The organism is Aequoribacter sp. (assembly GCF_965659035.1).
GTDB lineage: Bacteria > Pseudomonadota > Gammaproteobacteria > Pseudomonadales > Halieaceae > Aequoribacter.
The window spans coordinates 1-8,487 of record NZ_CBFHWH010000088.1 but is presented as its reverse complement, the minus strand read 5'-3'; the positions used below and the strand labels follow the sequence as shown (position 1 = coordinate 8,487).

Below are 8,487 nucleotides of genomic sequence, written 5' to 3'. Positions count from 1 at the left end.
GGCACCACCGCCACCTCGTCGTTGCAAGGCACCGCAGTGCATGGCACTGATGTTGTCAAAAGGGCGCGTATTGTACCCTAGATTTAACAATAAGCAAGCTACTGCTTTTGTCTGCTACACTAGCCACTCTTAAGCCAATATTTACAGCGCATGCCGATACTGAGAATCGCAGTGGCCAAGCCCTTGCGAACAACCTTTGATTATCTACCGCCATTGGACTGCGACGACGCCAGCATTGCTAAGCTGCAGGCAGGCACCAGGGTAGAGGTACCTTTCGGTAGAGCGCAGTTAGTGGGAATCTTGGTCAGTCGCGCACCGGAATCAGAAGTTAACCAAACCAAGCTTAAGCGAGCAACACGGATTATCGATCCAATCAGCTTGCTACCAAAACCATTATTTGAGCTGTGCCTTTGGGCGTCACAATACTATGCACATCCGATTGGCGAAGTTCTGACGCTGGCTTTCCCGCCGCTATTACGCAAGGGTGTGGAGACCAACGCACCGCATAATGCCATCAAACTGACCCCAGAGGGACACCTTGCACCACAGGGAATTCTCAGAAGCCCAAAGCAAGCGGCCCTGATAGAACGCCTGCAAAGCCACGAAGCCACCCGCAGCGCACTCAAAGCCGAGGGTTTTAGTAGCAGCATCATAAAAGCTCTGATCGATAAGGGGTTGGCAATGCCCTGCCGCATTGAAGACCCCGAATTCAGCCCAGCCGAGAGCGACCCGCAACCGACGCTTAATTCCGAACAGCAGTTCGCGGTAGCGCAACTCTCGCAACAAACCGGATTCAAAGCCTCTTTGCTGTATGGCATCACAGGTAGCGGTAAAACCGAGGTCTACTTGCAAACCATTGCCAACACCATAGCCTCGGGCGCACAAGCGATGGTGCTGGTGCCAGAAATTGCGTTAACACCACAAACCGCTGCGCGCTTTCAAGGCCGATTCGGCGCTACGGTTGGCGTGCTACATTCAGGCCTGACGGAGACTCAGCGTGCGCGCGAGTGGGAGCGAGCTCGGACGGGCAAGTTACAGGTACTACTCGGCACGCGATCTGCGCTATTCACGCCCTTTCAAAATTTGGGCCTGATTGTGGTCGACGAGGAACACGACTCGGCGTACAAACAACAAGATGGATTTCGTTATCACGCACGTGATCTCGCCGTCAAACGAGCACAAATCGAACAATGCCCAATTGTACTGGGCAGTGCCACACCATCACTCGAAACCATCAGCAACGTTAACATCGGACGATTTGAGCAATACACCCTCAGCACACGCGCTAAAGCCGCCAGCCTGCCCAGTTGGCAGATCATTGATGTACGCCAACAAAGGCTAGAAGCAGGCTTGTCTCAAACCTTAATAGATGCCTGCCATGACACCCTGGGTAAAGGCGAACAAGCACTCCTCTTCTTGAACCGACGGGGTTTTGCGCACACACTCCTGTGCCATGATTGTGGCTGGGTAGCGGAATGCGACAATTGCGACAGCCGAATGGTAATCCACAAGCGCCACAATCGCCTTCGCTGCCACCACTGTCAGGCACAAAAGCCGCTACCCAAAACCTGCCCTAGTTGCCACAGTAGTCATTGGCAGGGCGTGGGGTATGGCACGGAGCGCGCGGAACTGGCCCTGCAAAGTTTATTCCCGCACACGCCCATTCATCGTATCGATAGCGATACCGTGGGTTCAGCTTCGCAGCTCGACCACATTCTGGACGCCATCAACGCGAATCAAACCGGCTGCTTAATTTTGGGCACCCAAATGCTCGCCAAGGGCCATGACCTAGCTAAAGTGACACTGGTAGGAATTGTCGACACTGACGCCCTGTTATTCAGCTCTGACTTCCGTGCCGAAGAGCGCCTAGGTCAACTCTTGACCCAAGTTTCTGGTCGATCGGGCCGCGGCGACAGCCCGGGTACAGTCATGCTTCAAACCCATCATCCCGATGCCGAAATATTCCACCAGGTGATCCATCAAGATTATATGGAGACGGCAAGCTCTCTACTGCATGCTCGACATCAAACCGGGCTGCCGCCTTTTGGCCAAATCGTGATGGTGCACGCAGACAGTAAAGATCCCAGCGAAGCCGAGCGTTTCCTGAACTCAGCACGTCATACCTTAACCTCAAGCCTGCCGAAGAATCATGTACTCATTGGCCCGCTCCCAGCCCCCCTATCAAAACGTGCAGGTAAGTTTCGATATCAACTGACCTGGCTGGCGCCGCACGAGAAGAATTTGCATCGATTTGTTCATATTATTGCCGATACTCTGACGCGACTGCCGCATAAGAGCGAGCTGTCTTGGGCCATTGATATCGACCCACATGACTTTTTGTAGTCGAGGTAGGTCTGGCCATTGCTTTCGTAAACTTGGATAATACGCCTTTTCTCGGAGCCCTAACAAAATCATGCAAGATCACCTGCAAGGCCTCATCGCTCAGGCACTGAACGCACTCGTGGAACAGTCGGTACTGCAAAAAGACTCAGTTGGCGCCATTCAAATCGAGCGTACACGCGACCCATCGCACGGTGACTTCGCCAGCAACATCGCCCTCGCCATGGCAAAAAAAGCGGGTCTTAACCCTCGCCAGCTTGCCGATAAAATTATCGCTGCCCTGCCCGCGGATAAAGCGCTAGACCGTTGCGAAATCGCCGGCCCCGGCTTTATTAACTTCTTTTTATCAAAATCTGCCAGCACCTCCGTAGTTGCCAGCATCTTAGAACAGGGTGCAGCGTTTGGAACCAACTCTTTGGGCAACAATCAGCGCGTCCAAATCGAGTTTGTCTCGGCCAATCCTACGGGCCCGCTGCATGTGGGGCACGGTCGAGGGGCGGCTGTCGGTGACAGTTTGTCGCGCCTGCTACAAGCCTGCGGTTACCGAGTAGACCGAGAGTTCTACTATAACGACGCGGGCGCACAAATTGATCACCTAGCGCGCTCCGTACAAGCTCGCTGCGAGGGCTTGGACCCTAGCAGCCCGGAGTGGCCACAAGACGGCTATCGCGGCGAATACATTATCGATTTAGCGAAGGCCTACCAAGATAAAGCTGTCATTCAGGCCGAAGACCGTGAGGTAGCAGCCTCGGGCGACATTGGCGATATCGATGCCATTCGAGAATTTGCGGTTGCCTATTTACGCCGCGAGCAAGATCTTGACCTAAAGGCTTTTGGCGTCGAATTTGACTGCTACTTTCTAGAATCATCGCTCTACGCTTCCGGTGCCGTGGACGACACCGTCGAACGTTTGCGTGACAACGGCTTTACTTACGAAAATGACGGGGCTCTATGGCTGAACACAGAGGCCTTTGGCGATGACAAAAACCGCGTCATGCGCAAGCGTGAAGGCGGCTATACCTACTTTGTGCCGGATGTTGCCTACCATTTAAACAAATGGAATCGCGGCTACGAAGTCGTGATCAACGAACAAGGCGCAGACCATCATTCGACAGTCACTCGGGTGCGCGCAGGCTTGCAGGCCCTCAAAGCCGGCATCCCCGAAGGCTGGCCCGAGTATGTGCTACATCAAATGGTGTTGGTCATGCGCAACGGCGAAGAGGTCAAACTCTCTAAGCGCGCCGGTAGCTATGTCACGCTGCGCGACCTAGTCGATGAAGTCGGTCGTGATGCCACGCGCTATTTTCTCGTCGCCCGCGCACCCAGCTCACAGCTGACCTTTGATATTGACCTTGCCTTATCACAAAGCAACGAAAATCCGGTTTACTACATTCAATATGCCCATGCGCGAATCTGCAGCATGCTCAACAAACTGGCCAACACGCCGAGTCCTAATGTCTCGGATGCGGCACTGGCAGTATTGAGCGAACCACAGGAAGAGGCGCTTATCAAAGAGCTAGACAAATTCCCTGAGGTGGTAAAACAAGCCGGGCAACAGCGCGCGCCTCACATGATCGCCAATTTCCTGAAAGATTTAGCGGCAGCCTTCCATACTTTTTATAACGCTCACAAAGTGCTGGTTGATGACGCCACTACACAAGAAGCTCGCGTCGCCCTGTGTTTGGCAACCCAACAAGTGTTACAAAATGGCTTAGATATCTTGGGCGTCAGCGCACCGGAGTCAATGTAAGTGTCGAGACCACAGGCGCGAAGGGCTAATCAAGCACCGAAGCCAGCGGGCAAACCCGCGTGGGCAGTCTTCCTGTCCGGCTTGGTGACGGGTAGTATTGCGACGCTTGTTGCTCAAAATCTCGACTACGGCGCTCTGTTACAATCGCAGGATCAAGAGACCGCCAGCAGCGCTCAAGAGCAGCAAAAGCCGAGCCCGAAATTTGAATTTTACACGGTACTGCCCGAGCAAAACTTGAGTAGACCCGCATCTAAGGTAGAGAGTTCGAAACAAACAAGTAGCCACACCGACAGCAACACTCGGACGAATTACTTCATTGTGCAGGCGGGCTCGTTTCGCAACGAGGCCGATGCAGATCAACGCCGTGCAGAACTGATTCTGCTTGGGCTGGATCCCAAAATCGATCAGGTGACCAATCAAGCGGGGCGCTGGCACCGAGTGTTTGTCGGACCACTGAGCGAACGCAGTGAGGCGGAACGAATTAAAGCCCTAACCGCTAGCCAAAATATCGAAACCTTGATTTTAAGCCGAAAAGCCAACTAAGCCTTGAATTTTCAGGGTCTGGCCACACATCCACCTAAGAGGTGATCTATGGAACAATTCAGAGGCACGACAATTGTTTGCGTGCGGCGCGACAACCAAGTCGTCATTGCCGGTGACGGGCAAGTATCAATGGGCAATACGGTCATGAAAGGCAATGCTCGAAAAGTTCGTCGCCTCTACAAAGATCAAGTCATTGCCGGTTTTGCCGGTGGCACCGCTGATGCGTTTACTCTGTTCGAACTTTTCGAAGCGCAACTCGACAAACACCATGGACATCTCGTTCGCGCCGCGGTGGCTTTGGCCAAAGCTTGGCGCACAGAGCGCAGCCTGCGACAGCTCGAAGCCTTACTCGCCGTTGCCGACAAAGAAACATCCTTGGTAATCAGTGGCAACGGCGATGTCATCGAACCTGAAAATAACTTAATTGCTATTGGCTCAGGCGGACCTTTTGCTCAATCTGCAGCGCGCGCACTACTGGACAATACTGAACTTAGCGCCCACGATGTCGCCACCAAAGCCCTCACCATCGCGGGCGATATTTGTATTTACACCAACCACCACCACACGGTGGAAATAATAGATTACTAGGCCAAACTATGTCTGATATGACCCCAAGAGAAATCGTTCACGAACTCGACCGACACATAGTGGGCCAAGTTGATGCGAAGCGAGCAGTAGCGATAGCGCTGCGAAATCGCTGGCGCCGCATGCAGTTGCCAGCCGACTTGCGTGCAGAAGTCACACCAAAAAATATTCTGATGATCGGCCCCACCGGGGTCGGCAAAACCGAAATAGCCCGACGTTTAGCAAAACTCGCCAAAGCGCCCTTTTTAAAAGTAGAGGCCACTAAGTTCACCGAAGTGGGCTACGTAGGCCGAGATGTAGAATCGATCGTGCGCGATCTCGTCGAAACGTCAATCAAAATGTATCGCGAACAAGCGGTAGAACAAGTGCAATTTCGCGCCGAGGAAGCGGCCGAAGAGCGCGTCCTAGACGCCTTACTACCGCCAGCACGTACAGAGGACAGCTCGAGCTCAGGTGCCGCGCGCCAGATGATGCGCAAAAAACTCCGCGAAGGCGATCTCGACGACAAAGAAATAGAGATAGACCTGCGTGAACGCGTTGCCGGCGTAGAAATCATGGCACCGCCCGGCATGGAAGAAATGACGCAACAGCTTCAATCCATGTTCAGCTCAATGGGACAAGGTAAGCAGAAAAAGCACAAGCTCACCATTAAAGAGGCGTTCAAAGCCTTAAGTGAAGAAGAGGCCCACAAGCTCATCAACGAAGACGAGCTCAAACAGAAGGCCGTGCAAGCGGCTGAGCAAAACGGTATCGTATTTATTGATGAGCTGGACAAGGTCGCCAAACGCGGTGAGACAGGAGGCGCCGACGTATCGCGCGAAGGCGTGCAACGCGACCTCCTGCCCTTGATCGAGGGTAGTTCAGTGAGCACTAAATATGGCTTTGTTAAAACCGACCATATTCTGTTTATCGCCTCGGGCGCGTTCCACCTATCCAAACCCTCTGATTTAATTCCGGAACTACAGGGTAGATTGCCTATCAGAGTGGAACTCGCGGCACTTACCCCTGACGATTTTGAGCGCATTCTTACGGAACCCAAAGCCTCGTTAACAGAGCAGTACACAGCTTTGCTCGCAGCCGATGGCTTAGCCATACAATTTACACCGGACGGTGTGCGCCGCATTGCCGAGTCGGCTTATCAGGTCAACGAGCAGGTAGAGAATATCGGCGCAAGACGCTTACATACGGTTATGGAACGATTGCTCGACGAGGCGTCTTTCAGCGCCTCCGATCATGCGACAGGCGAGACCTTGATTATTGATGCAGACTATGTCGATCAGCATCTCGGCGCATATCGCGACGACCAAGACTTATCTAAGTTTATTTTGTAAACCATGACTCAGACACCCACACTGACCGACATCAAAGTCAAACGCAAATCGGGACTTGTCAGCTTAAGCTTTGATTCGGGCGAGCTCTTTGACTTAAGCTTCGAGTTCCTAAGGGTTCATTCTCCCTCTGCCGAAGTCAAAGGCCACGGGCCAGGGCAGGAGGTTTTACAAATTGGCAAAAAGAATGTGCAAATCAGAGGGCTGAGTCCCATTGGGCATTATGCCCTGCAGATCGAGTTCGACGACGGACACGATTCAGGGCTGTACTCCTTCTCTTACCTGTATCAACTCGCCACGCAACAAGAAACCTTATGGTCACGCTATTTGCGCGCCCTCGAGGAAGCGGGCGCAAGTCGCGACCCAGATGTGCAGGTCATTCGCTTGGGCAATTGATCGAGAACACTGCACAAGTTGCCACAACGCGCTAAACTAGGCGCCTATCGCAGATAATGAGGCAGCCGCATGAGCGAGCAAGGCAAAACCCATTTTGGCTATCAGCAAGTGGACGTGGACGAGAAAGCAGGTCTTGTCGCCGGCGTTTTTCACTCGGTAGCGAGTCGCTATGATCTCATGAACGATCTAATGTCAGGCGGCATTCACCGCTTGTGGAAGCGGTTTACCATCGAATTAAGTGGTGTGCGCAAAGGCCATTCCGTGCTGGATATTGCCGGCGGAACAGGCGATTTAGCCGGTAAATTCGCAGAGATTGTCGGCCCAGAAGGGCGCGTTGTGCTTGCGGATATCAATGAGTCCATGCTGAATGTTGGCCGCGATAAGCTGCTGGATCAAGGCAAAGTCGAGCCCTTAAGCTATGCGCAAGCCGATGCTCAATTTCTGCCCTTCGCCGACAACAGTTTTGACTGCGTGACCATCGCCTTTGGCTTGCGTAATGTCACTGACAAAAATCTTGCCTTAAGATCAATGCTGCGGGTTCTAAAGCCCGGTGGCCGTTTGCTGGTACTGGAGTTCTCTAAACCTACCAACGATTTACTCAGCAAAGCCTATGATGCGTATTCATTTAACGTTCTACCAAAACTAGGCCAGTTAATTGCGGGAGACTCCGATAGTTATCAATATTTGGCCGAATCTATCCGCATGCACCCCGACCAAGAGACGCTGAAAGAGATGATGCTAGATGCCGGCTTTGAGCAATGCGAATTCTTTAATATGACTGGCGGCATCGTCGCCTTACACCGGGGTTTAAAGCCTTGGTAGATTTACCAAAACTCGACCCGACTCTACACGTTGCCCTGCTCGGGGCAGCGGAAGAAGCCATTAATCGAGCCCTACCTTATGCGCCGCAAACTCAAGCCATACTCGCCAAACTTGAGGGTCAAAGTGTGCGGGCCACGGTAACCGAGCCCCACTTTAATGTGACCATCATACTGGGCAAGACCCTGCAACTGCGCTCTGTGTATGAAGAAAAAGTTGATGCCTCCATCGAGGGAACTCTGCGCGAATACCTCGCTGCGGCGGCCGCCGACGACCCAGCCATTGCCCTGATAAACGGCAATTTGCGTATTCGTGGCGACAGCCGGCTGATGCAGAGCCTACAAAGCCTGGTGAGTGAACTCGACATCGACTGGGAAGCACCTATCGCCGCTGTCGTGGGTGACGTCGCAGGGCATCAAATAGGAAAAACACTGCGAAGCTTGTTTGCCTGGGGCAAGCAAAGTCGCTCATCGGTAGAACGACAACTTAGCGAATTCATCTTAGAAGAGGCGCGCTTGAGCCCCTCGAAACTTGAACTTGAAGATTTTTATCGGGATATCCGCAAGCTGCAACAGAATATTGACCGCGCCGAAGCCAAACTCAAGCGCCTTGCCCGCCTGAGGGCCAGTTAATGCCGTCGCTAAAACGTCTTGCACAGATTAGACATACCGCCAAAAAATATGGCCTTGCCGAGTTCTTGCCTTTGCAAGCACTGCCAGCAACAGC

At 53.0% G+C, this 8,487-nt stretch carries 8 protein-coding genes; all 8 read left to right on the top strand.

Annotated elements, in window-relative coordinates:
• The first annotated feature begins 150 nt into the window (after positions 1–150).
• The 8 genes from ACTF5Z_RS10305 to ACTF5Z_RS10270 all read left to right on the top strand — a co-directional run bounded on the left by ACTF5Z_RS10305 (position 151) and on the right by ACTF5Z_RS10270 (position 8,393).
• Complete coding sequence (locus tag ACTF5Z_RS10305; protein WP_438985557.1) at positions 151–2,343, top strand: primosomal protein N'; 2,193 nt, start codon at positions 151–153, stop codon at positions 2,341–2,343.
• A 70-nt stretch (positions 2,344–2,413) separates the two neighbouring features.
• Complete coding sequence (argS, locus tag ACTF5Z_RS10300; RefSeq protein WP_438985556.1) at positions 2,414–4,090, top strand: arginine--tRNA ligase; 1,677 nt, start codon at positions 2,414–2,416, stop codon at positions 4,088–4,090.
• The gene (locus ACTF5Z_RS10295) at positions 4,091–4,633 is read left to right on the top strand and encodes an SPOR domain-containing protein (protein WP_423848642.1); all 543 of its coding nucleotides are present in this window, start codon (positions 4,091–4,093) and stop codon (positions 4,631–4,633) included.
• 48 nt (positions 4,634–4,681) lie between these two features.
• Complete coding sequence (gene hslV, locus ACTF5Z_RS10290; RefSeq protein ID WP_009575269.1) at positions 4,682–5,221, top strand: ATP-dependent protease subunit HslV; 540 nt, start codon at positions 4,682–4,684, stop codon at positions 5,219–5,221.
• An 8-nt stretch (positions 5,222–5,229) separates the two neighbouring features.
• Positions 5,230–6,549, top strand: coding sequence for an ATP-dependent protease ATPase subunit HslU (gene hslU, locus ACTF5Z_RS10285; protein ID WP_438985555.1), 1,320 nt, complete (start codon positions 5,230–5,232; stop codon positions 6,547–6,549).
• Between the two features lie 3 nt (positions 6,550–6,552).
• On the top strand, positions 6,553–6,942 hold the full coding sequence (locus ACTF5Z_RS10280) for a gamma-butyrobetaine hydroxylase-like domain-containing protein (RefSeq protein WP_438985554.1): 390 nt from the start codon (positions 6,553–6,555) through the stop codon (positions 6,940–6,942).
• Between the two features lie 69 nt (positions 6,943–7,011).
• Positions 7,012–7,764: a bifunctional demethylmenaquinone methyltransferase/2-methoxy-6-polyprenyl-1,4-benzoquinol methylase UbiE gene (ubiE, locus tag ACTF5Z_RS10275; protein WP_438985553.1), complete on the top strand. Its 753-nt coding sequence runs from the start codon at positions 7,012–7,014 to the stop codon at positions 7,762–7,764.
• Positions 7,758–8,393 carry a ubiquinone biosynthesis accessory factor UbiJ gene (locus ACTF5Z_RS10270; RefSeq protein WP_423848638.1) on the top strand — a complete coding sequence of 212 codons (636 nt, stop codon included), beginning with the start codon at positions 7,758–7,760 and terminating at the stop codon, positions 8,391–8,393. Before ubiE ends, ACTF5Z_RS10270 begins: the two co-directional genes overlap by 7 nt.
• The last annotated feature ends 94 nt before the right edge of the window (positions 8,394–8,487 follow it).